Source organism: Streptomyces sp. NPDC002730 (assembly GCF_042888805.1).
In the GTDB taxonomy this organism is placed as follows: domain Bacteria; phylum Actinomycetota; class Actinomycetes; order Streptomycetales; family Streptomycetaceae; genus Streptomyces.
This window is the reverse complement of record NZ_JBIAQG010000023.1, coordinates 61651-83847: the sequence shown is the minus strand read 5'-3', so window position 1 is coordinate 83847 and position 22197 is coordinate 61651. Positions and strand designations below refer to the sequence as shown.

At 71.0% G+C, this 22197-nt stretch carries 20 protein-coding genes; 5 read left to right on the top strand and 15 right to left on the bottom strand.

All coding sequences use genetic code 11. From position 1 onward, the window contains the following. Nucleotides 1-151: 151 nt before the first annotated feature. The 7 genes from pheT to infC all read right to left on the bottom strand — a co-directional run bounded on the left by pheT (nucleotide 152) and on the right by infC (nucleotide 7642). Nucleotides 152-2680: a phenylalanine--tRNA ligase subunit beta gene (gene pheT / locus ACFYXH_RS39550; protein ID WP_389573849.1), complete on the bottom strand. Its 2529-nt coding sequence runs from the start codon at nucleotides 2678-2680 to the stop codon at nucleotides 152-154. Beyond that, the gene (gene pheS, locus ACFYXH_RS39545) at nucleotides 2680-3807 is read right to left on the bottom strand and encodes a phenylalanine--tRNA ligase subunit alpha (protein WP_385306367.1); all 1128 of its coding nucleotides are present in this window, start codon (nucleotides 3805-3807) and stop codon (nucleotides 2680-2682) included. The genes pheT and pheS overlap by 1 nt, the downstream gene beginning before the upstream one ends. Before the next feature lie 115 nt (nucleotides 3808-3922). Then, complete coding sequence (locus ACFYXH_RS39540; protein WP_389573845.1) at nucleotides 3923-5044, bottom strand: ATP-binding protein; 1122 nt, start codon at nucleotides 5042-5044, stop codon at nucleotides 3923-3925. Between the two features lie 98 nt (nucleotides 5045-5142). Next, nucleotides 5143-5982 carry a TrmH family RNA methyltransferase gene (locus ACFYXH_RS39535; protein ID WP_389573843.1) on the bottom strand — a complete coding sequence of 280 codons (840 nt, stop codon included), beginning with the start codon at nucleotides 5980-5982 and terminating at the stop codon, nucleotides 5143-5145. Between the two features lie 167 nt (nucleotides 5983-6149). Next, nucleotides 6150-6542: a 50S ribosomal protein L20 gene (rplT, locus tag ACFYXH_RS39530; RefSeq protein ID WP_326648697.1), complete on the bottom strand. Its 393-nt coding sequence runs from the start codon at nucleotides 6540-6542 to the stop codon at nucleotides 6150-6152. Nucleotides 6543-6651: 109 nt separating this feature from the next. Further along, nucleotides 6652-6846: a 50S ribosomal protein L35 gene (gene rpmI, locus ACFYXH_RS39525; protein WP_142216133.1), complete on the bottom strand. Its 195-nt coding sequence runs from the start codon at nucleotides 6844-6846 to the stop codon at nucleotides 6652-6654. Between the two features lie 121 nt (nucleotides 6847-6967). After that, nucleotides 6968-7642 (bottom strand): translation initiation factor IF-3, encoded by a 675-nt coding sequence (infC, locus tag ACFYXH_RS39520; protein ID WP_389573840.1) that lies wholly within the window; start codon nucleotides 7640-7642, stop codon nucleotides 6968-6970. Between the two features lie 355 nt (nucleotides 7643-7997). On the opposite strand from infC, the gene ACFYXH_RS39515 reads away from it, so the two are divergent. Beyond that, nucleotides 7998-8360, top strand: a complete 363-nt coding sequence (locus ACFYXH_RS39515; RefSeq protein WP_389573838.1) for a DUF1844 domain-containing protein — start codon at nucleotides 7998-8000, stop codon at nucleotides 8358-8360. Nucleotides 8361-8377: 17 nt separating this feature from the next. Here the strand turns inward: ACFYXH_RS39515 and ACFYXH_RS39510 are convergent, their stop codons facing one another. Beyond that, nucleotides 8378-9109 (bottom strand): SseB family protein, encoded by a 732-nt coding sequence (locus tag ACFYXH_RS39510; protein ID WP_389573835.1) that lies wholly within the window; start codon nucleotides 9107-9109, stop codon nucleotides 8378-8380. Nucleotides 9110-9132: 23 nt separating this feature from the next. Here ACFYXH_RS39510 and ACFYXH_RS39505 point away from each other — a divergent pair, with 23 nt between their 5' ends. Beyond that, on the top strand, nucleotides 9133-9732 hold the full coding sequence (locus tag ACFYXH_RS39505) for a serine hydrolase (protein WP_389573832.1): 600 nt from the start codon (nucleotides 9133-9135) through the stop codon (nucleotides 9730-9732). Here the strand turns inward: ACFYXH_RS39505 and mycP are convergent. Then, nucleotides 9719-10888, bottom strand: coding sequence for a type VII secretion-associated serine protease mycosin (gene mycP, locus ACFYXH_RS39500; RefSeq protein ID WP_389573829.1), 1170 nt, complete (start codon nucleotides 10886-10888; stop codon nucleotides 9719-9721). The genes ACFYXH_RS39505 and mycP overlap by 14 nt on opposite strands. After that, complete coding sequence (locus tag ACFYXH_RS39495; protein ID WP_389573868.1) at nucleotides 10885-11670, bottom strand: hypothetical protein; 786 nt, start codon at nucleotides 11668-11670, stop codon at nucleotides 10885-10887. Before ACFYXH_RS39495 ends, mycP begins: the two co-directional genes overlap by 4 nt. Before the next feature lie 978 nt (nucleotides 11671-12648). Between ACFYXH_RS39495 and ACFYXH_RS39490 the strand changes: the two genes are divergently transcribed. Next, nucleotides 12649-13851, top strand: coding sequence for an amino acid deaminase/aldolase (locus ACFYXH_RS39490; RefSeq protein ID WP_385306355.1), 1203 nt, complete (start codon nucleotides 12649-12651; stop codon nucleotides 13849-13851). A 39-nt stretch (nucleotides 13852-13890) separates the two neighbouring features. On the opposite strand, the gene ACFYXH_RS39485 is transcribed toward ACFYXH_RS39490, so the two are convergent. From ACFYXH_RS39485 to ACFYXH_RS39465, 5 genes are all read right to left on the bottom strand, one after another. Then, a complete protein-coding gene (locus ACFYXH_RS39485) occupies nucleotides 13891-14841 on the bottom strand; it encodes a DUF2510 domain-containing protein (protein ID WP_389573826.1) in 951 nt (316 codons plus the stop codon). A gap of 22 nt (nucleotides 14842-14863) precedes the next feature. After that, entirely contained in the window at nucleotides 14864-16132 is a 1269-nt protein-coding gene (locus ACFYXH_RS39480; RefSeq protein ID WP_389573823.1) for a haloacid dehalogenase-like hydrolase, read from the bottom strand. A 101-nt stretch (nucleotides 16133-16233) separates the two neighbouring features. Further along, entirely contained in the window at nucleotides 16234-17016 is a 783-nt protein-coding gene (locus tag ACFYXH_RS39475) for a 3-oxoacyl-ACP reductase (RefSeq protein WP_327322397.1), read from the bottom strand. A 6-nt stretch (nucleotides 17017-17022) separates the two neighbouring features. Further along, a complete protein-coding gene (locus ACFYXH_RS39470; RefSeq protein WP_389573818.1) occupies nucleotides 17023-18405 on the bottom strand; it encodes an aldehyde dehydrogenase family protein in 1383 nt (460 codons plus the stop codon). 8 nt (nucleotides 18406-18413) lie between these two features. Continuing rightward, nucleotides 18414-19778, bottom strand: a complete 1365-nt coding sequence (locus tag ACFYXH_RS39465) for a glutamine synthetase family protein (RefSeq protein WP_389573816.1) — start codon at nucleotides 19776-19778, stop codon at nucleotides 18414-18416. Nucleotides 19779-19855: 77 nt separating this feature from the next. Here ACFYXH_RS39465 and ACFYXH_RS39460 point away from each other — a divergent pair, with 77 nt between their 5' ends. After that, nucleotides 19856-20584: a FadR/GntR family transcriptional regulator gene (locus ACFYXH_RS39460; protein ID WP_389573813.1), complete on the top strand. Its 729-nt coding sequence runs from the start codon at nucleotides 19856-19858 to the stop codon at nucleotides 20582-20584. 135 nt (nucleotides 20585-20719) lie between these two features. Next, the gene (gene eat / locus ACFYXH_RS39455) at nucleotides 20720-22165 is read left to right on the top strand and encodes an ethanolamine permease (protein ID WP_389573811.1); all 1446 of its coding nucleotides are present in this window, start codon (nucleotides 20720-20722) and stop codon (nucleotides 22163-22165) included. Nucleotides 22166-22197: the final 32 nt, after the last annotated feature.

Genomic DNA, 22197 nt, shown 5'->3' with positions numbered 1-22197 from the left:
GGCCCCGGGCCGGCCGGCCGGCCGCCCCCCCGGGCCGGGACGATTGTGTCTAGCGCCGGGGCCCGTAGGCCACACCCCCCCCCCACCCCCCCCCCCGGGGGGGGGGGGGCGCCGGGGGGGCGGGGCCCGCCCCTCAACGGGCAGGGAGCGGTCAGGCTCCGCGCAGTACCGCCCCGGTGCGCTCGGCGGCGAGCGCCACCGCCGCGTCGCGGGCGGCCGAGGCCTCCTCGACCGTCAGCGTCCGGTCGGCGGCACGGAACCGCAGCGCGTACGCCAGCGACTTCTTGCCCTCGCCGATCTGCTCACCGGTGAAGACGTCGAACAGCCGGATGGACTCCAGCAGTTCACCCGCTCCCTCGGTCAGCACCTTCTCGACCTCCACGGCCGGCACCTGCTCGTCGACGACGAGCGCGACGTCCTGGGTCGCCACCGGGAAGGTGGAGATCCGCGGCGCCTGGAGCGGGCCCTGAGACGCCTGCTCCAGCAGGTCCAGATTCAGCTCCATCGCGCAGGTGCGCGCGGGCAGATGCAGGGACTTCACCACGCGCGGGTGCAGTTCACCGGCGTATCCGACGGTCTGCTCCGCCCCGTCGATCACCACGGCGAGCTCGGCGCACCTGCCCGGGTGCCACGGACCGTACTGGCCCTGGCGGACGATCAGTTCGGTCCCGGCCTCGCGCGCGACCGTGCGGGCGGACTCGACCGCGTCGGCCCAGGTGGCCGGTCGGCCCTTGCCCCACCAGCCTGCCTGCTCACGCGCACCGGCGAGCACGACCGCGACATGGCGCGGCTGCACCGGCAGCACACCGGTCAGTCCGGCGATCTCCTCGTCGGTCGGGCGGCGGTGGACGGGCAGCCGCACCGCGATGCCCTCCTCCGTGGGAGCCTTGAAGACCAGGCCGGTCTCGAAGAGGGAAAGATCGTGGCTGCCGCGGCCGTCGTTGCGGCGCAGCGCGCCGAGCAGTCCCGGCAGCAGCGTGGTGCGCAGCGCGGGCTCCTCGTCGGAGAGCGGGTTGACCAGCTTGACCAGCCGGCGGCAGGTGTCGTCCGCCGGGATGTCCAGCTGATCGAGGATCTGCTCGCCGATGAACGGGTAGTTCAGCGCCTCGACATAGCCGGCGCCGGCCAGCGCGCGGCCGACGCGGCGGTGCAGCCGCTGCCGTCCGGTGAGCCCACGGCCGGGCGGCGGCGTGGGCAGCGTCGACGGCAGGTTCTCGTAGCCCTCGAGCCGGATGACCTCTTCGGCGAGGTCGTTCGGCTCGCTCAGGTCGGGACGCCAGGACGGGACGGTGACGACCAGTTCGTCCTGCCCGTAGACGTCACAGCCGACCTCCTGGAGGCGGCGTACGACGGTCTCGCGGCCGTAGTCGACGCCCGCGACGCGGTCGGGGTGGTCCGCCGGCATCGAGATCGTACGAGGCGCGGACTGCGCGACGATCTCGGTGACGCCGGCCTCCGCGGTACCTCCCGCGAGGAGCACCAGCAGGTCGACGGTCCGCTGCGCGGCTGCTGCCGCGGCCTGCGGGTCGACGCCCCGCTCGAAGCGCTTGGACGCCTCGGAGGCCAGCTTGTGGCGGCGCGCGGTACGGGCGATGGTGATCGCGTCGAAGTGCGCGGCCTCGATGACGACCTCGGTGGTGCCCCGGACCTGGCCGGTCTCGGCGTCCGTCTCGGAGTCGGCGATCTCGGTGTTGGCGCCGCCCATGACGCCCGCGAGGCCGATCGGCCCGCGGTTGTCGGTGATGACCAGGTCTTCGGCGTCCAGGACGCGGTTGACTGCGTCGAGGGTGGTGAGCTTCTCGCCGGGCTCGGCGCGGCGCACCCCGATCGGCCCGTCGAGACGGGAGCGGTCGTAGGCGTGCAACGGCTGGCCGAGCTCGAGCATCACATAGTTGGTGACGTCGACAGCGAGCGAGATCGGGCGCATCCCGGCCTTCTGCAGCCGGCGCTGCAGCCAGATCGGGGAGCGGGCCTCGGGCTCCAGGCCGACGACCGTACGCGCGGTGAAGCGGTCGCAGCCCATCGGGTCGGAGACCCTCACCACGTAGCCGAAGGAGTTCGGGACGGGGACGTCGAGCAGCGCCGGGTCGCGCAGCGGCAGTCCGTACGCGATGGCGGTCTCACGGGCGACGCCGCGCATCGAGAGGCAGTAACCGCGGTCGGGCGTGACGGCGATGTCGAGGACCTCGTCGATGAGCTCCAGGAGCTCGATCGCGTCGGTGCCGACCTCGTACTCCGGCGGCAGCACGATGATGCCGCCGCTGCCGTCGTCGCCCATGCCCAGCTCGTCGCCGGAGCAGATCATGCCGTGGGAGGTCTTGCCGTACGTATCGCGCGCGGCAATCGCGAAGTCACCGGGCAGGACGGCGCCCGGCAGGACCACGACGACCTTGTCGCCGACGGAGAAGTTGCGCGCGCCGCAGACGATCTCCTGCGGCGCACCGGTGCCGTTGGCCATGCCGACGTCGACGGTGCAGAAGCGGATGGGCTTCTTGAACTCCGTCAGCTCCTCGATGGTCAGCACCTGGCCGACGACGAGGGGGCCCTTGAGCCCGGCGCCGAGCGGCTCGACGGTCTCGACCTCGAGGCCGGCGGAAACGAGCTTGGCCTGGACGTCACGGCCGGTCTCCGTCGCCGGCAGGTCGACGTACTCCCGCAGCCAAGAAAGCGGGACCCGCATCAGATCTCCATCCCGAACGGCCGGGTGAACCGGACGTCACCCTCGACCATGTCTCGCATGTCTTCGACGTTGTGGCGGAACATCAGCATCCGCTCGATGCCGAACCCGAAGGCGAATCCGCTGTACTTATTGGGGTCGACGCCGCAGGCGATGAGCACCTTCGGGTTGACCATGCCGCAGCCGCCGAGCTCGATCCAGCCCTCGCTGCCGCAGGTGCGGCAGGGCCGGTCCGGGTTGCCCACGGACTCGCCGCGGCACACGTAGCAGACCATGTCCATCTCGGCGGACGGCTCGGTGAACGGGAAGAAGTTCGGGCGGAGCCGGGTCTTCATGTCCGGGCCGAAGAGCGCCTGGACCATGTGGTCCAGCGTGCCCTTGAGGTCGGCCATGGTCAGGCCCTCGTCGACAGCGAGCAGCTCGATCTGGTGGAAGACCGGGGTGTGGGTCGCGTCCAGCTCGTCGGTGCGGTACACGCGGCCGGGGACGACGACATAGACGGGCGGCTCGCGGTCGAGCAGGGTGCGGGCCTGGACCGGCGAGGTGTGCGTACGCAGCACGATGCCGGACTCGTCGTCCGTGGTGCCCTTGGGGCCCTGGACGAAGAAGGTGTCCTGCATCTGGCGCGCCGGGTGGTCGGGCACGAAGTTCAGGGCGTCGAAGTTGAACCACTCCGCCTCGACCTCGGGGCCCTCGGCGACCTCGTACCCCATGGATACGAAGACGTCCTCGAGCCGCTCCATGAGCGTGGTGAGCGGGTGGCGGGCGCCGGCCGGGATCCGGTCGTGGGGCAGCGTGACATCCACTGCCTCCTCGACGAGCACCCGGGCGTCGCGCTCGGCCTCCAGCTCGGCCTGGCGGGCGGCGAGGGCCTTGCTCACGGCGCCGCGGGCCTGGCCCACGCGCTTGCCGGCCTCGGCCTTGGCCTGCGGCGGCAGCGCGCCGATCTCCCGGTTGGCGAGCGCGAGCGGTGAGGCGCCGCCGGTGTGCGCGACCTTCGCGTGGGCGAGAGCGTCGAGGTCGCCGGCGGCGGCGAAGGCAGCGAGCGCCTCGTCCCGCATGCGCTCGATCTCTTCCGGCTTCAGTGCCTCGACCTCAACAGGGTCGTACGACTTATTGGGTGCGGACATCTCTTCCCGTACTTCCGATGGGCTGGCTGGGGCCCCCGCTCGTCGACCGAGGACGCAAAGGTGCCAAAGAACGAGTCTAACGGGGTGTGGAGAGGCAAATGAGCCCGCGGGCTGCTCAGGCCAGATAGGCCGGGGCGCCGACGGGCAGAATAAATCGGAACTCGGCGCCGCCGCCGGGTCCACGGCCGACGGTGATCGTCCCGCCGTGCGCCTCGACGATGCCCTTGACGATGTAGAGACCCAGGCCCGTACCGCCGCGCTTGCTTCCCCGCCAGAAGCGGGTGAAGACACGGCCCATCGACTCCTCGGGGATGCCGGGACCTTCGTCGCTCACGGTGACGGCCGTTCCCTTCTCGTCGTCCTTCGCGGATGCCGGTGCCACCTCGATGGTGACGGTTCCCTCGCCGTGGCGCACCGCATTTTCCAGCAGATTGCCGAGTACCTGGTCGATCTTGTCCGGATCGGCCCACATATCGGGCAGCTCCCGCTGGATGCGTACGAAGAACCGGTCCGGCCGCTGGCCGCTGGCTATGTGGGCCTGGATGTGCCGACCGACGGCCGCCGCGATATCGACGGGCTGGCGGCGCACTTCGAGCCGTCCGGAGTCGATACGGGAGATGTCGAGCAGCTCCGCGATCAGCCGGGTGACGCGGTTCGCGTCGGCGTCGACGGTCTCGAGCATCAGCCGCTTCTGGTCGTCGGTGAAGCGTTCCCACTTGGCGAGCAGCGTCGCTGTGAACCCCTTGACGGAGGTGAGCGGGGAGCGCAGTTCATGGGCGACGGTGGCGATCAGCTCGGCATGGCTGCGTTCGGTACGGCGCCGGGCCTCGGTGCCGCGCAGGCTGATGATCAGCCTGCACAGGGGGCCGGTGGGGCGCTCGCGCACATAGCGGGCGGAGACGAGGACTTCACGGCCGCCGGGCAGCAGGAGATTGCGCTCGGGCTGGCCGACACGAGTGGCGAGTCCGCCGTACGGATCGGTCAGCGTCCACCAGCGGCAGCCCTTGAGGTCCTCCAGGGGCAGCACGCGCTCCAGCGGCAGGCCCAACGCATCGGCCTTGGACACGGCGGTGATCCGTACGGCCGCGTCGTTGAAGCAGATCACCCGGCCGGTCTCGTCGGCGACGACCAGTCCGTCGGGAAGGTCGTCGGGGTCGATCCCGTACATGTCGGAGCCGTCGGAATGGCACAGCAACGCCCCGTGTGTCCCCGCGGGCCTGCTCGTCCCGACAGCCATCCCCGTACCCCACCTCTCCGACGGTGCAGTGGGCCCCCGAGCCCGTCACCCTACTAGCTGGAAGTGACGGAGCGGACCCCCTGAGCGAGTACTGCTGGTCAGCGAGCACTGCCTGCGCGCTGGGCACGCGCCGAGGCATAGAGACATACGGCTGCGGCGGTCGCGAGGTTCAGGCTCTCGGCCTTTCCATGGATCGGGACGCGCACCACCGCGTCCGCGAGCGCGCGGGTCTCCTCCGGCAGGCCCCAGGCCTCATTGCCGAAGATCCAGGCGGTGGGGCCGCCCATGGTGCCCGCGTCGAGTTCGTCGTCCAGGTCGTCGTCGCCCGCGCCGTCGGCGGCCAGTACGCGCACTCCGGCGGCGCGCAGCCCCTGGACGGCCTGCTCGACGGGCACGCCCACCGCGACGGGCAGATGGAAGTGCGAACCGACCGAGGCCCGCACGGACTTGGGGTTGTAGAGGTCCACGGAGGCATCGGTGAGGACGACGGCGTCGGCGCCCGCGGCGTCCGCGCAGCGCAGTACGGTGCCGGCGTTGCCGGGGTCGCGTACATGCGCGAGGACGGCGACGAGTTTGGGCCGCGCCGCGAGGATCTCCTCGAACGGCGAGTCCAGGAAGCGGCAGACCCCGACCAGGCCCTGCGGAGTGACGGTCTGCGAGACCTCCGCGAGCACCGCGTCGGAGGCGTGGTGCACCCGGGCCCCTGCGGCATGGGCGGCGTCGACGATCTCCGCGTACCGCTCGGCGGCCTCGACGGTGGTGAAGAGCTCGACCAGGGTGGGCTCGCCACCGGGGCCGCGGTGGGCGACGGCCTCGCGCACGGCCTGCGGGCCCTCGGCGATGAACAGCCGTTCCTTGCCGCGGAAGGCGCGCTTGGCAAGCCGCCGGGCGGCAGTGACACGCGGGGATCGCGGGGAGATCAGCTCGGGGGTGCCCATGTCGCCTGCGGCTCTCTGATTCGGGTTCCGGGGTCGGCCCGGACGGACTGCGTGGTGCCCCCGCCCGGGAAGCCGACGGGGGTTCGGGGGCCACCCCCGAAAACAACGCCAAACACACCGGACCCGCAGGCCCAAGGCCTGCGGGTCCGGTCGGCTCGACGCGGCCGTCAGGCCGCCGACTCGGCCTTCGGGGCGTTGACGTCGCTCGGAAGCGCCTTCTGGGCGACCTCGACGAGCGCGGCGAACGCGTTGGCGTCGTTGACCGCGAGCTCGGCCAGGATCTTGCGGTCCACCTCGATGTTGGCGGCCTTCAGACCCTGGATGAGGCGGTTGTACGTCATGCCGTTCTGGCGGGCAGCGGCGTTGATGCGCTGGATCCACAGCTGACGGAAGTCGCCCTTGCGCTTCTTGCGGTCGTTGTAGTTGTAGACCAGGGAGTGGGTGACCTGCTCCTTGGCCTTGCGGTACAGGCGCGAACGCTGACCGCGGTAACCGCTGGCGGCCTCGAGAATTGCCCGGCGCTTCTTGTGGGCGTTGACTGCCCGCTTGACGCGTGCCACTTGTTAACTCCTTGTAGCGGGGCTGGGATTGAGAGTTCGACTCACCCCGGCCCGGAAACGAATTGGTCCCGGTCTCGGCGCGTGTCCCCGGGGACCGGGGACACGGACGTCACTTGCCGAGAAGCTTCTTGATGGTCTTCGAGTCACCCGGGGCCATCTCGGCGTTGCCGGTGAGGCGACGCGTCAGCTTGGACGACTTGTGCTCGAGCAGGTGGCGCTTGCCGGCGCGCTCACGGAGCACCTTGCCGGAGCCGGTGATCTTGAAGCGCTTCTTGGCACCGCTGTGCGTCTTGTTCTTCGGCATCGCGCCGTTATCTCCTCGTCAGTGGCGCTCCCCGGTGCGGACACCGGACAACAGGAGCGTCAGATCTTGGTTTATGGGTTCCGGGCGGGACCGGGGGCCGCCTGGGTGGCAGCCCCTTGGATCACGCCTCGGAGGACGTCTCGGAGGGTGCTTCGGCCGGAGCCTCCGCGACCTCGTCCGTCGACTCCTCGTGCGTGTAACCCTGACGCTCCGCCTTGCGGGCGGCCTGGGCCTCACGCGCCTCGGCCATGGCCTCGGTCTTCTTCTTGTGCGGGCCGAGAACCATGATCATGTTCCGGCCGTCCTGCTTCGGGTTCGACTCGATGAAGCCGAGGTCCTCGACGTCGGAAGCGAGACGCTGCAGCAGGCGGAAGCCAAGCTCGGGGCGGGACTGCTCACGACCACGGAACATGATCGTGATCTTGACCTTGTCGCCCTGCTTGAGGAACCGGACGACGTGACCCTTCTTGGTGTCATAGTCGTGCGGGTCGATCTTCGGCCGGAGCTTCATCTCCTTGATGACCGTGTGCGCCTGGTTCTTGCGCGCCTCACGGGCCTTCATGGCCGACTCGTACTTGAACTTCCCGTAGTCCATGAGCTTGCACACGGGCGGACGGGCGGTCGCCGCGACCTCGACCAGGTCGAGGTCGTACTCCTGCGCAAGCTCGAGGGCCTTGGCAAGCGGAACAATCCCGACCTGCTCGCCGCTGGGACCGACAAGTCGCACTTCGGGAACGCGAATCCGGTCGTTGATGCGGGGCTCGGCGCTGATGGATCCTCCTAAGTAGCACCACACGGATGTCTGGCAGGCAGCCGCGTAACGTCTGTTTTCGTAAGACCAACCGCACCGGATAATGAAAAATGCCCCGGACGGGACACAGGCGGCAGCTCCGTGAATACCGGAGCACCGCCGCGGTCAACCGCGGGGCGCACATCGGGCGACTTCCATCGTCCGTACGGAACGATGGGCGCCGCCTGACCGGTGACCCGCCGCCCAGTAAGGACGGCCAGGTGGGAGATCGGAGCCTCCACTTGTGGGCCGAGCACACACGTGTCCGGCCGGTCGTTACACAAGGTTAGCAGCTCCGGCTATGCAGGGCTAATTGGGGTCAGCAGCCGGTCGCGGTCCGCCGGGGCCTATCGTGAGGGGCATGAGCGACGCGACCAGCCCCAATGAATCTCCCGGCTTCGACGACATGACCCGCGACATCGCGGAGGTCCCCGCCGTCCAGGTGATCGTCACGGTCGCGGTGAACCTGATGAGCGCCGCCGCCGTGAAGCTCGGCCTGACCGAGGACGGCGCCGACCACAAGGACCTGGACGAGGCCCGCAAGCTGGTGCACGCGCTGGCCGGTCTGATGGACGCGAGCGCGACCGAGATCAGCTCCTTCCATGCGGCGCCGCTGCGTGACGGACTGAAGTCGCTGCAGCTGGCGTTCCGCGAGGCGTCGCTGGTGCCGGACGAGCCGGGTCAGGGTCCGGGCGAGAAGTACACCGGACCCGTGTACGGCTAGGGCGCACGGCTCAGCAGCTACTCACGTACGAAAAGGGGCTCGCCCGGAGGGGTGGCCTCGGCGGGCAGCAGCGCCAGGTCGAGGCCCCGCACCAGGCGGGCCCTCAGTGCGTCGTCCGCCGCCAGCGCCTCGGCGACGCGCCGGGCCGCCTCGGCGGGGACCGCGTCCCGCGCGAGTACCAGGGCGAGGGTGCCGTCCGCGCCGCCCGGGCCCAGATGCGCGCGGAGCACCGCGGGCTCGGCGGCGACCGCCGCCGTCACCGCGGCGATGACCGTGGGGTCCTGGAGCGGGTCGGCGTTCGTACGGCCCTCGGCGAGGGCGAGCAGCGCCGGGCCGGTCAGCTGGTACGGGACGGGGCCCGCCAGGTCGAGCACCAGCGTGTCGGCCTTTTCGTGGGCCGCCGCCTGCAGCGCCTGGTGCATCGGTACGGCGACGGGGCGGGCCTCGGGGTTCCAGCGGGCGAGCGACGCGATCGAGGTGAAGGCGGGCAGCGCGCGGCGGTCGCCCGCGGTCAGCGTCGGCACCGCCATATCGCTGGTCTTCTCGCGGCGCAGTCCGTTCTCGTCCTCCTCGACCTCGCCGAGCACGGCGACGACGGGGACCAGCAGCCGGGCGGTGCGGAGGGCCTCGAGGACCGGACGTACGGCGGTTCTGTCGTCCGCCCAGGCGGCGAGGGCCGCCGTCAGTGCCGGGTCGGCCGTGCCGTCGTCGTCGGAGAATCCGGGGTTCGGGATGTTCTTGAGCGCCACAGGTCGACCCTAACCTCCCTGGTATGAGTGCCAGTGTCTCGGTCGCCGTCTCGGTCGCCCCGCCCGACCGGTCGTACGGCGAGGAGCGGACGTATCCCTCGGCGAGCATCGTGAAGGTCTCGATCCTGGCCGCACTGCTGCAGCAGGAGCGCCCGCTGACCGCGCGGGAGCGGTCGCTCGCCCGCGCCATGATCGTGCGCAGCGACAACGACGCGGCGTCGGTGCTGTGGGAGACGATCGGCGGCGCGGCCGGGCTGGACGCCGCGCATGGACGGCTCGGGCTCACCGGGACGTGGGCGGAGTCGGCGTGGGGGCTGACCCGGACCACCGCGCGGGATCAGCTCACCCTGATGCGGGCTGTGTTCGGCGGCCGCTACCCGTATCTCTGCTCCTTGATGGAGCAGGTGGTCGACGGGCAGAACTGGGGGGTGTCGGCCGCGGGCGGTGAGTGGGCGCTGAAGAACGGCTGGATGCCGATGCGCGACACCGGCCTGTGGGTCGTCCACTCCGTCGGGCGGGCCGGGGGCCGTCCGATCGCGGTGCTCTCCGACGGGCATCCGACGAAGGAGGCGGGCATCGCGCGCGTCGAGGAGGCGGTGCGGGCGGCGGTCAGTTCCTGCTGACCCGGCCGCCGCGCCAGAGCACCACGGCTCCCGCCAGCAGCAGGGCGCCGACGCCGCCGGCGAGCGGGGCGAGCCAGCCCGCCGGTTCCGCGTCCTCCTTCACGACGGCGGGACCTGAGCCGAAGTACCGCTTGCCGTAGCCCGCAGAGGCCGCCTTCAGATCCGTGGGGCGCATTTTCGCCGCCGCCTTGAGCGCGGCGACCGGATCGACCATGCCGTACCCCTTGGCGTCGTCGCGGCCGCTCTTGCCGCCGCCCCGGGCCGTGTCGGTGAGGAGCTGCTTGATCTGGGCGGGGGCCAGGCCCGGGTGGGCGGCCCGCACCAGGGCGACCGCGCCGGAGACGAACGCGGACGCGGCGCTGGTGCCCCAGCCCTGGTAGTACTTGCGGTCGGGGTCGGCGATGACGATGTCGACGCCGGGGGCGCTGACGCTGGCGTACCAGCGCCGGGTGGAGAAGGCGGCGTGGGTGCCGAAGCGGTCGACGGCCGTGACGGCGATCACGCCGGGGTAGGCGGCGGGGTACGAGATGTGGTCGCCCTTCTCGCCGCTGTTGCCGGCCGAGGCGACGACGACGGAGCCCTTGGCGAGGGCGTACTGCACTGCGGCGTCCTCGCCCGCCTCCGGGTGCGCGGACTCGCTGTCGTCGCCGAGGGAGAGGTTGATGACGTCGGCGCCCTGGTCGGCGGCCCAGCGGATGCCCTGGGCAAGGGCGTTGCCGCGGGAGGTGCGGGCCTTGTCGCGGGCCTTGTCGGTGCCTTCGAGGATGACCCGGACCGGGAGGATCTTCGCCTCGGGAGCGATGCCGATGACACCGTCCTCGCGGTCGGAACCATGGCCGTGAGCGGCGATGATGCCGGCCATCGCGGTGCCGTGGCGGGCCCAGGCGCGTGAGCCGCGCTGCGCGCCGAAGCCGATGAAGTCCTTGCCGGGCAGGACGGTGCCGGCGAGGTCCGGGTGGCTGTCGTCGACACCTGTGTCGAGGACGGCGACCGTGATGCCGCTGCCCTTGGTGGTGGTCCAGGCCCGGTCGGTCTTCATGGCGTCGAGCGCCCACTGCTGGGCCCGGATCGCGTCCGCGTGCGCGGGTGTCGCCGGCAGGAGCACGAAGGCGGCGGCCGCGAGGGCGGCGGCGAAGCGGTGGCGGCGACGTGTCATTCGGGCTTCTCCGTGGCCGTGCGGACGGTCTTGCGCAGACCGGCCTCGATACGGTCCGCGATTCCCTTGGCCTCGTGGCCGAGGCCGGCCTGGGCCGGCGCGGAGGTCGCGCCCTCGGCCTTGGCCTCGTCGGCGGGCTGGGGGTCGGTGACGGCGCGCCCGTCGGCAAAGCCGGACACGGCGTAGACGACGACAGGCGCGTCGGTCAGCACGCTCACGGTCCAGCTCGCGCGCTGTCCGTTGCCGAACCCGTCGGCGACGGTGCTCTTGGCCGGGAGGGTGCGGGGCATCAGATCGGGGCGCTCGTCGAGCCCCTCCGAGGTGAAGCGGGCGGCCAGCGCGTTCATCGCCTTCACATCGGCCTCGGTGAAGATCATGCCGACCGTGGTGACGCTGCTGGTGGTGGCGTCGGTGTAGGTGGCGCGCAGCACCCGCGTACAGCCGACCGGCTGCAGGGTCTTGAGCAGCAGCGGATCGAGCGCGGTCGCGCAGCCGCCGTCGGGCGCGACGGCGATCCGGGTCCACACCCGGTCCGCGCCGCCGGGACCCGCGCCGTCGCCGTTGAGGGTGCGCGGGAAGAGTGTGTCCACGGGGACGCTGTGCCAGAGCGTGCGCGCCTCGGTGTAGCCGGTACGGGCGGCGGGGTCCGCGTTCGAGTCGCCGGTCAGCCAGCTGCCGGTGGCCGCACCGCCGATCAGCCCGAGCCCGAGTACGACACAGGCGACGGCGCCGAGGGTGCGCCCGGGGTGCCGGGTGCGCACCGGGCGCAGCCGGGTGGTCATCTCGACCGGCGTCTCCGGCGGCGCCCACGAGCGGGGGGCGGGAACCGTGTGCGCGGCGGGCCGTCCGGCACCGGGCCGCGGCGTGAGATCGACGGACCCGACGGGCCTGCGCCGGGTGGGCGGGGCCGTGGGCCGGGGCGGCGCCTGGGGCGGCAGGGGCGCGGACGCCGGCGCACGTCGGGGTGCGGAGATGGGCCGCAGCCGGGTGGTGGTCTCGACGGCGGGGACGCCGACCTCGTCCGGGGGCGTGTCGGGCCGCGGCGGCACGGGCCGCTCGGCGGAGGTGGCTGTCCCGGGCGGGGGTGTGTCGGGGCGCGGCGGCAGACCTGGCGGCGGCGGCTCGGCGGCGGGCGCGGTCGGCGTGGACGGGAAGGTCGAGGGCCGACCCGCCTGGTGGCCGCCCGCAGGGGGCGCGGTCGGCGTGGACGGGGAAGCGAACGACCGGCCGGTTCCAGGTGAGGCAGGACGGCCGGCGTCGGCTCCGCCCGACGGCCTCGGGATGGCGACACCCCCAGCAGCGGGCCGGGCGCCGGACCCGCTCGGCGTCGACGGAAGCCGGTCCGACCCACCGGGGGCACCGTGGCGCTCGGGCTCCGCGGCCTGAGAGGCATCAGGACGCGCGGGCGGCGGCGGATCTGTCGGCAGGAGTTGAGTGATGCCGGAAGCGCGGAGCGCCCTCGGCGCCGTCTCCGGCGGGACCAGGGCATCGGTGATACGCGAGGTGCCGGGCGCCGTCTCCCCGTTGTCGGGATGGGACGAGGCCGGGCCGGGAGGGCGCTGCGCCTCCGTGCTCATCCCGCCCCCTGTTCTTCGTCCACGGACACCGACGGTTCGCCTTCCGGGCAGGCCCGTTCGTCACCGCGTGTCGGTCACTCTACGGGCTGGAACGCACCCCGCGGCAACGTGACCGGGGGTCCGGGAGGATCTGCCCAGAACATCCCCCTACCCTGCGGTAATCCGGTCTGGCAAGCTCGGGCCATGACTCCCCGTGCAGCTGACCGGGCCCGCTACGACAGGGCCACTGCCCAGCTCGACGCACCGCTCGCCGTCGTCGATCTCGACGCGTTCGACGCCAACGCGGACGATCTGGTGCGCAGAGCGGGCGGCAAGCCGATCCGGGTGGCGAGCAAGTCCGTACGCTGCCGGGCGCTTCTGGAACGGGTGCTGGAGCGGGACGGGTTCGCCGGAATCATGTCCTTCACGCTGGCCGAGTCCCTGTGGCTGGCCAGGTCGGGCTTCGACGATGTGCTGCTCGCGTACCCGTCCGCGGACCGGGCCGGTTTCGCCGAGCTGGCCGCCGACCCGAAGCTCGCCGCCGCGGTGACCGTGATGGTCGACGATCCGGCTCAGCTGGAGCTGATCGACCGCGCCCGCGACGGCGGCACGGAAGAGGTCCGGATCTGTCTGGAGCTGGACACGTCCCTGAAACTGCTCGGCGGGCGGGTGCGGATCGGCGCGCTGCGCTCCCCGCTGCGCGAGGCGGCCCAACTGGCCGAGCTGGCCCGGACGATCGCGCGTCGCCCCGGCTTCCGGCTGGTGGGGCTGATGGCGTACGAGGGGCATGTCGCGGGTGTGGGCGACTCCCTCGCCGGGCGCCCGATACGCTCCCGCGCCATCCGGCTGATGCAGGGCGCGGCGCGTAAAGAGCTGGCGGCCCGGCGGGCGGCGGTGGTGCGTGCCGTACGGGCGGTGACGCCGGACCTGGAGTTCGTCAACGGCGGCGGCACCGGCAGTGTCCAGCACACGGCGGCCGAGGACGCGGTCACGGAGATCGCCGCCGGTTCCGGGCTGTATGTACCGCGGCTGTTCGACAACTACACGTCGTTCACCGGGCGTCCGGCCGCACTCTTCGCCCAGCCGGTGGTGCGCAGGCCGGGCGTGGGTGTGATCACGGTGCTCGGCGGCGGCTACCCGGCCTCCGGTGCGGCGGGCGCGGACCGGCTGCCGGTGCCGTATCTCCCGGAAGGGCTGCGCTACGACCCGCAGGAGGGGCCCGGCGAGGTGCAGACCCCGCTGCTCGGCGCACCCGCCGACGATCTGCTGATCGGCGACAAGGTGTGGTTCCGGCATGCCAAGGCCGGGGAGATGTGCGAGCGGTTCGACACGCTGCACTTGATCGAGGGCGACCGGGTGACCGGTACGGCGCCGACCTACCGGGGCGAGGGCCGCACGTTCCTCTGAGTACGGATTCCTCTGAGCACGGAGGCAGTCAGCCGGGTCCTAGCCCGGGCCGATGCTGCTGCCGACCCCGCCGCTCGTGGAGTCGCCGATCGGGCGGATGCTCGCGGCGATCTTGTCCATGTCGGTGAGCTTGGGCCCCTGCGGACCCGCGTCGAAGGCGAAGCGGACGACCACCAGTGCCTCGCTGCCCACGGTCGAGGGGAAGGCCAGCGACTGGACGTAGCCGCCGGGACCGGCTCCGGTGGTGACCCGCCAGCGCACGAGGTAGCCGGCGCGTCCGGCGACCGCGACGGACTGCGACTTGAGCACCGTGTGGGACTTGATGCCGCCGTGGATACGGTTGCCGACGGCGTCTTCCTCGTACGCGTCGTCCGCCGCCGTCACGATGTCCTTCCTGGCCAGCGCTTCCACGGAGGAATCGCCGGTCTGTGTCGCCGTGATGGACGACACCCGGCCGTGCCGACAGAGCGGCGAGCCGCCGGCGGGGCACTCGTACGTCTCGTCCGTCACCATCGTCGTGCCCTCGTCGAGGGAACTGTCGGACTTCTCCCAGCCGGCCGGGATGGGCATGGAGATGCCGTTGAGCTGGTCGGTCAGGAGAGCGGAGCCGTCCGTCGCCGGCGGGGTGGTGGCGGGAGTGTTCTTGGGGTCGGCCGTGGTGGGGACCGGTTCGCTGACGGTCGGCGCGGACTCGGGCTTCGCGGACCCGTCCTTGCCGAGCAGCACGGCACCGGTGGCGACCGCGGCGACGAGCACGACGCCCGCGGTGACGAGTGCGACGACACGGCTCTTGCCGCCACTACTGCCGCCGCGTGCGAGGGCCGACTGATGCATCGGTACGGTCTGCGGGCCGAAGCCCGGCACCGGGGCGGCCGGGACCTGCGCCTGGACCGGGCGTGTGTGCGCGGTCCAGGCGGTCCCGTCCCACCAGCGTTCGGTGCCGGGCGCGTTCGAGTCCGGGTACCAGCCAGCCGGTGTCGTCATGCTCATCCGGCCACCTTAGGGGGCCCGTTCAGGACGGGTACACCGAGTCCCGCTGGTCGGGAACGACGCTGCCGTCCGCCCTGCGTACGGGCGCGGATGTGCCGTCCCGCTCGGTGAATGCCGAGGTGGCGCAGGGGTATGGGGCGACCTGCCGCTTCTTCGGCTCTATGAACATCGGGTTGACGATCCAGCGGCCGTCACCGTTGTCGTAGGCGCGGCACATGACTTCCTCCTTGTTGCGGTTCAGGACCAGCCGGAGGCCGGTCGCGTCCCGCAGGAAGGAGATGTCGGTGTCGGAGTCACCCGCCGCGAACACCGGCCGGCGGTGGACGGGCTGGACCTTCTCGGCGGCCGCGCCTCGCACCCCGAAGATCTCCTTGTTGATCCAGCAGCGCTTCCCGTCGATGTACGTGATCATCGAGTCGTCGCCGTCCGCGACCGTCCCGCAGCCCTTGAGATGCGACGTGAGGCGGCCGTGCTCGGTGACGCTGCGGATGCCGAGCGAGTGGTCCGCTGCGATGCCGACTCCGCGCGCCCAGACGTCGACGACGGGCTCGGGCGAGGCCGAGGTGATCCAGACGTCGAAGCCGGCCTTCTGCAGAGTACGGATCAGATCGCGCTGCTGGTCGTAATAGCGCACCCAGCCGGTCGCCCTGCCCGAGCCGACCTGCTGCTCGGCGCCGATGGGCGCGGCCAGGTTCTCGGCGCGGGCAGCGGCGGCGAAGGTCTGGATCTGCCGGGTCGTCCAGCCGTTCATCAGCTGGGCGAGCCAGGCGTACTGCGGCTCGATCCGGCGGTGGTCGAAGCCGGCGAAGGCGGTCCCACCGCTCGTGGTGGTGCCCTCGGAGTAGACGGAGTTGATCTCGTCGGCGCAGCGTGTGTCGGTGCCCGTGGGGAGCGTCCGCACGCCGGTGGGACAGGCGGTCTTCAACGAGTCGGCGGCCTCGGCGGTCAGATGGCGACTGGTGGTGCGCCAGTCACCGCCCCTGGGCGGCCGGATCTTGCTGTTGCGCAGCATCCAGAACATGGTCGCGTCGCCGACATCGTTCTTGACGACGGTGTTGTCCCAGTCGAAGACGGCGACGGGCCTGTCCCTCTTCTTGCGGTGATCGCCGCAGCGTCCGTGGTCGTCGATCAGCTGCTGGAGCCGCGCCTTGTTCTCCCCGTACCAGCCCTGCGAGATCTCCAGCGTCGGGCAGCTCCGCGGCTTCGCCTGGGCGGGCTGGGCGGCGGCGAGACCGGTTCCGGCGATGGCGAGAGCTGCGGCTGCCGCGGGCCAGCGGTGCTTGTGGTTCATGAACATCCTCCTCGGTACGCAGAACAGCCGGGCGTCGTGCGACGCCCGGCTGTCGGGGTGGTTGCTGCGGAAAGAACTACAGAGGCGAAGAAGCGGATGACCTACAGAGGCGTGACGTACGCGCCCGAGATTCCGCCGTCGACCAGGAAGTCGGTGGCGTTGATGAACGAGGAGTCGTCGCTGGCGAGGAAGGCCACGGCGGCGGCGAGCTCGTCCGCCTCAGCGAACCGGCCGGCCGGGATGTGGACGAGCCGGCGCGCGGCGCGCTCCGGGTCCTTGGCGAACAGCTCCTGCAGGAGCGGGGTGTTGACCGGCCCCGGGCAGAGCGCGTTCACCCGGATCCCCTCACGGGCGAACTGCACGCCGAGTTCGCGCGACATGGCGAGCACGCCGCCCTTGGACGCGGTGTACGAGATCTGGGAGGTCGCCGCGCCCATGATCGCCACGAAGGACGCGGTGTTGATGATGGAGCCGCGGCCCTGGCGCTGCATATAGGGGATGGCGGCCTTGCAGCAGAGGTAGACGGAGGTGAGGTTGACGTCCTGGACGCGCTTCCAGGCCTCCAGTCCTGTGGTGAGGATGGAGTCGTCGTCGGGCGGCGAGATGCCCGCGTTGTTGAAGGCGATGTCGACGCTGCCGTAGGTGTCGTACGCCGTCTTGAACAGCGCCTCGACCTGCTCGGGGTTGGTCACGTCGACACGTACGAAGGTGCCGCCGACCTCGTCGGCCGCCGCCTTGCCCGCGGTCTCGTCGATGTCGCCGCAGACGACGTTCGCGCCCTCGGAGGCGAGGCGGCGCGCGGTGGCCAGGCCGATTCCGCTGCCGGCGCCGGTGATGACTGCGGTACGGCCCACGAGGCGGCGGCACACAGGGGTTTCGGTCATGGTGGTTCAGGCCTCCGTGCTGATGAAGACGTTCTTGGTTTCGGTGAAAGCGGTGAGGGCGTCCGGGCCCAGTTCGCGGCCGAGTCCGGACTGCTTGTAGCCGCCGAACGGGGTCCAGTAGCGGACGCTGCTGTGGGAGTTGACCGAGAGGTTGCCGGCGGCGACGGCACGCGAGACGCGGATCGCGCGGCCGACGTCGCGGGTCCAGATCGAGCCGGACAGGCCGTACTCGGTGGCGTTGGCGAGCCGGATCGCGTCGGCCTCGTCCTCGAAGGGGAGGACGACGGCGACCGGGCCGAAGACCTCCTCGCAGGCAGCCGGGGCGTCCGGTTCGAGGTCGGTGAGGACGGTCGGCGGGAACCAGAAGCCGGGGCCGTCGGGGGCGGTGCCGCGGATCCCCTTCAGCTCTTCGGGTACGTAACCACGCACCCGCTCCAGCTGCGCCTGCGAAATCAGCGGACCCATCTGGGTCTTCTCGTCGGACGGATCGCCGACGACGACGGACTCGATCCCGGGGGTGAGGAGTTCGAGGAAGCGGTCGTACACCGACCGCTGCACCAGCACACGGCTGCGTGCGCAGCAGTCCTGTCCTGAGTTGTCCAGGAACGACATGGGGGTTGCGGCGACCGCGGCCTCGAGGTCGGAGTCGGCGAAGACGATGTTGGGGCTCTTGCCGCCGAGTTCGAGTGTCAGGCGCTTCAGACGGTCGGCGCTCTTGGCCATGATCTGCTTGCCGACCCGGGTGGAGCCGGTGAACACGATCTTCGCGACGCCGGGGTGTTCGACCAGCGCGTTGCCCGTGACGTCGCCCGCGCCCGGGAGCACCTGGAAGAGATGCTCGGGAAGGCCTGCCTCCAGGGCGAGTTCGGCGAGCCGCAGCGCGGTCAGCGGCGTCGTCTCGGCCGGCTTGAGGAGTACGGCGTTTCCTGCGGCGAGGGCCGGGGCCGTACCCCAGGCGGCGATCGGCATGGGGAAGTTCCAGGGCGCGATCACGCCGATGACGCCGAGCGGTTCGAGGATCGTGATGTCGAGTCCGCCGGCCACCGGGATCTGGCGGCCGTTGAGCCGTTCCACTCCTCCGGCCGCGAAGTCGAGGAGATCGCGGACGTTGCCGGCCTCCCAGCGGGCGTTGCCGATCGTGTGACCGGCCTCGCGGACCTCCAACAGGGCCAGTTCTTCGAGGTGCTCGTCGACGACCGCGGCGAACCGGCGCAGCAGTCTGGCCCGGTCTGCGGGGGCCGCGGCCGCCCAACCCCGCTGCGCCTTCGCGGCCCGCGCGACGGCGGCGCCCACCTCGGCGGCCGTCGTCGCCGGGACGGTCTCGATGACCTGCCCGGTGGCGGGGTTGAGTACCTCGTGGTGCGTGACCTCGTGGTGCGTGTACGACAAAGCGTCCCTCACAGACGTTCGAAGGAGCGGCGGAGCTCCCAGTCGGTCACCGCGGCGTCGAACGCTTCCAGCTCGACCCGCGCCATGTTGCGGTAGTGCGCGACGACTTCGTCGCCGAAGGCCGCCTTGGCGATGGGGCTGTTCTCCCAGAGCTCGGCGGCTTCGCGCAGCGTGGTGGGGACCTGCGCGTATCCGGCGGTGTACGCGTTGCCCGTGCACTCCTCGGGCAGCTCCAGCTTCTGCTCGATTCCGTACAGACCGGCGGCGACCAGGCCCGCGACGGCCAGGTGCGGGTTGACGTCGCCGCCCGGCAGCCGGTTCTCGAAGCGCATCGAGCGGCCGTGGCCGACGACGCGGAGCGCGCAGGTGCGGTTGTCGTAGCCCCAGGCGACCGCGGTCGGCGCGAAGGAGCCGGGCTGGAAGCGCTTGTACGAGTTGATGTTGGGCGCGTACAGCAGCGAGAAGTCACGCAGCGCGGCCAGCTGCCCGGCCAGGAAGTGCCGCATGACCTGCGACATGCCGCCGGGTCCGTCGCCGGCCATGACGTTTGTGCCGTGTTCGTCCTGGAGCGAGAGGTGGATATGACAGGAGTTGCCCTCGCGCTCGTTGTACTTGGCCATGAAGGTGAGCGAGACACCTTCCTGGGAGGCGATCTCCTTCGCGCCGGTCTTGTAGACGGCGTGCTGGTCGCAGGTGACCACGGCCTCGTCGTACTTGAAGGCGATCTCGTGCTGGCCGGGGTTGCACTCGCCCTTGGCGGACTCGACGGTCAGGCCGGCCGAGGCCATCTCGTTGCGGATCCTGCGCAGCAGCGGTTCGATACGGCCGGTGCCGAGAACCGAGTAGTCGATGTTGTACTGGTTGGCCGGGATGAGGTCGCGGTAGTTGCGGTCCCAGGCCTCCTCGTACGTGTCCCTGAAGACGATGAACTCGAGCTCGGTGCCGACATGTGCGGTGAAGCCGTGCTCGGCGAGGCGGTCCAGCTGGCGGCGCAGCACCTGGCGGGGTGCGGCGACGACGGGTGAGCCGTCGTTCCAGGCGAGGTCGGCGACGAGCAGTGCCGTGCCCTCGTTCCAGGGGATGCGGCGCAGTGTGGTGAGGTCGGGGTGCATGGCGAAGTCGCCGTAGCCGCGCTCCCAGGAGGACATCTCGTATCCGTCGACGGTGTTCATCTCGGTGTCGACGGCGAGGAGGTAGTTGCAGCCCTCGGTGCCGTGTTCCAGGACCTCGTCGAGGAAGAAAGGTGCGGCGAACCGCTTGCCCTGGAGCCGCCCTTGCATATCGGGGAAGGCCAGGACGACTGTGTCGATCTCACCGCTCGCGACGAGGGCACGAAGCTCCTCGACCCCGAGCGGGGCTTTGCGGTCTGCCACGGGATACGCCTCCTTGGGTCAGCCGGAAGCCTTAAGGTATTACCGAAGACCATTGTCTGGGAAGAGGAAACGGCGACGTGGTGAAGACGAATGAACCGGCCGACCGGCTGACACCCGTACTGCGCCCCGTGCGTGCGGGCAACGGCTTCGAAGAAGCGCTGGAACAGATTCTTCAGCTGCTGCGGCTCGGCCTGGTCCCCGGCGGGGAGCGGCTGCCCGCGGAGCGCGAACTCTCGGAACGGATGGGGATCAGCCGGGTCACGCTGCGCGAGGTGCTGAAGGTCCTCACCGACCAGGGGCTGGTGGAGAGCCGGCGCGGCCGGTACGGCGGAACGTTCGTGCTGCAGCGCCCCGACAGTCACGGCGAGGACGAGCTGCGGCGGCGCGTGGCGGCGGTGGACGTCGAGGACACGCTGCGTTTCCGGGAGGTTCTCGAGGTGGGGGCGGCCGGTCTCTGCGCCGCGCACGGCCTGACCGAGGAGGGCGCGGACCGGCTGCGTACGGCACTGGCCGCGACGCACGACGCACCGCTCGCCGAGTACCGCAGGCAGGACACACTGCTGCATCTCACCCTCGCCGAGCTCTCCGGCTCCCCCACGCTGACCGCGCAGTACGCCGCGGTGCGGTCGACGCTGAACGAGCTGCTGGACTGCATTCCGCTGCTCGTACGGAACCTCGAGCACTCGCAGCATCAGCACACCGCACTGGTCGAGGCGGTGCTGGATGCGGATGCGGACGCGGCCCGCGAGGTGATGCGGGAGCACTGCGAGGGGACGGCGGCGCTGCTGCGCGGCTTCCTTCCCTGACCATCTCCTGCCCCTCCCTCCGACCCTTCGCGTCAACCGATCCGTAACCTCGGCTTTACGCGCGGGGCTTGCGCATCCGTGATGGCTAGCGCAAAGGTGTGCCCACAAACCTTTGACCTCTGCCAGGAGCGACTCATGGCCGAAGACACCACCACGCGCGCGCCATCACCGGCCGACGACGCCTACCTCAACCGCCGCACGCTGCGCAGGGGCAGCGCCGGCTGGCTTCTGCTCACCGGCCTCGGCGTCGCCTATGTCGTCTCCGGGGACTTCTCCGGCTGGAACATCGGCCTGTCCAAGGGCGGCTTCGGCGGACTCGCGATAGCCACGCTGCTGATGGGCGTGATGTACGCCTGCCTGGTCTTCGCGCTCGCCGAACTCTCCGCGATCCTGCCGACAGCGGGCGGCGGCTACGGCTTCGCCCGCCGCGCGCTCGGGACCTGGGGCGGGTTCCTGACCGGTACCGCGATCCTCATCGAGTACATCCTCGCGCCCGCCGCGATCTCCATCTTCATCGGCGACTACGTCGAATCGCTCGGTCTCTTCGGCCTGGAGTCCGGCTGGCCGGTCTATCTCGCCTGCTTCGCGATCTTCATCGGCATCCATCTGTGGGGTGTCGGCGAGGCGCTGCGCTTCAGCCTGGTGGTGACGGCGATCGCGGTCGCGGCACTGCTGATCTTCGCGGTCGGCGCGTTCACCGAGTTCAGCGCGAGCGGGCTCGACGACATCCCCGTGGACAAGGACGCGCTCGGCTCGGGCTCCTGGCTGCCGTTCGGGCTGCTGGGCATCTGGTCGGCGTTCCCGTTCGGCATGTGGTTCTTCCTCGGCGTCGAGGGCGTACCGCTGGCGGCGGAGGAGGCGAAGGACCCGGTGCGCTCCATGCCGCGGGCGCTCTCGATCTCCATGGGCATCCTGGTGCTGCTGGCCGTGCTGACCTTCTTCGCCTCGACCGGCGCACGCGGCTCGAACGCCATCCAGGAGGCCGGAAACCCGCTGGTGGTGGCGTTGCAGGGAGACGGCGACCCGACGGCACTGAGCCGCTTCGTCAACTACGCGGGCCTGGCGGGCCTGGTCGCGTCCTTCTTCTCCCTCATCTACGCGGGCTCGCGCCAGCTCTTCGCGCTCTCGCGGGCCGGCTATCTGCCGCGCTTCCTCTCGCTGACCAGCCGCCGGAAGTCGCCGTATCTCGGACTGCTGATCCCGGGAGCGATCGGCTTCGCGCTGGCGGCGGGGACGGGCAACGGGGCGCGGATGCTGAACATCGCGGTCTTCGGCGCGACGATCTCGTACGCGCTGATGGCTCTCTCGCACATTGTGCTGCGGCGCCGCGAGCCCGAACTCAACCGCCCGTACCGCACGCCCGGCGGCATCCTCACCTCGTCCGTGGCCTTCGTCCTTGCGCTGTCCGCGCTGGTGGCGACGTTCCTGGTGGACAAGGACGCGGCGTTCATCGCTCTGGGCGTCTACGCCGTCGCTCTCGCCTACTTCGCGATCTACAGTCGGCACCATCTGGTCGCGCGGGCGCCGGAGGAGGAGTTCGCGGCGCTGGCGGCGGCCGAGGCGGAACTCGAACGGGACTGAGCTGAACTCGAACGAGCGCAATTCGAACGAAG

Excerpts from the sequence above, each read along its gene's own strand:
- pheT (WP_389573849.1), bottom strand. The coding sequence starts at position 2,680 with ATGCGGGTCCCGCTTTCTTGGCTGCGGGAGTACGTCGACCTGCCGGCG.
- pheS (WP_385306367.1), bottom strand. The coding sequence starts at position 3,807 with ATGTCCGCACCCAATAAGTCGTACGACCCTGTTGAGGTCGAGGCACTG.
- ACFYXH_RS39540 (WP_389573845.1), bottom strand. The coding sequence starts at position 5,044 with ATGGCTGTCGGGACGAGCAGGCCCGCGGGGACACACGGGGCGTTGCTG.
- ACFYXH_RS39535 (WP_389573843.1), bottom strand. The coding sequence starts at position 5,982 with ATGGGCACCCCCGAGCTGATCTCCCCGCGATCCCCGCGTGTCACTGCC.
- rpmI (WP_142216133.1), bottom strand. The coding sequence starts at position 6,846 with ATGCCGAAGAACAAGACGCACAGCGGTGCCAAGAAGCGCTTCAAGATC.
- ACFYXH_RS39515 (WP_389573838.1), top strand. The coding sequence starts at position 7,998 with ATGAGCGACGCGACCAGCCCCAATGAATCTCCCGGCTTCGACGACATG.
- ACFYXH_RS39505 (WP_389573832.1), top strand. The coding sequence starts at position 9,133 with ATGAGTGCCAGTGTCTCGGTCGCCGTCTCGGTCGCCCCGCCCGACCGG.
- mycP (WP_389573829.1), bottom strand. The coding sequence starts at position 10,888 with ATGACACGTCGCCGCCACCGCTTCGCCGCCGCCCTCGCGGCCGCCGCC.
- ACFYXH_RS39495 (WP_389573868.1), bottom strand. The coding sequence starts at position 11,670 with ATGACCACCCGGCTGCGCCCGGTGCGCACCCGGCACCCCGGGCGCACC.
- ACFYXH_RS39490 (WP_385306355.1), top strand. The coding sequence starts at position 12,649 with ATGACTCCCCGTGCAGCTGACCGGGCCCGCTACGACAGGGCCACTGCC.
- ACFYXH_RS39485 (WP_389573826.1), bottom strand. The coding sequence starts at position 14,841 with ATGAGCATGACGACACCGGCTGGCTGGTACCCGGACTCGAACGCGCCC.
- ACFYXH_RS39480 (WP_389573823.1), bottom strand. The coding sequence starts at position 16,132 with ATGAACCACAAGCACCGCTGGCCCGCGGCAGCCGCAGCTCTCGCCATC.
- ACFYXH_RS39475 (WP_327322397.1), bottom strand. The coding sequence starts at position 17,016 with ATGACCGAAACCCCTGTGTGCCGCCGCCTCGTGGGCCGTACCGCAGTC.
- eat (WP_389573811.1), top strand. The coding sequence starts at position 20,720 with ATGGCCGAAGACACCACCACGCGCGCGCCATCACCGGCCGACGACGCC.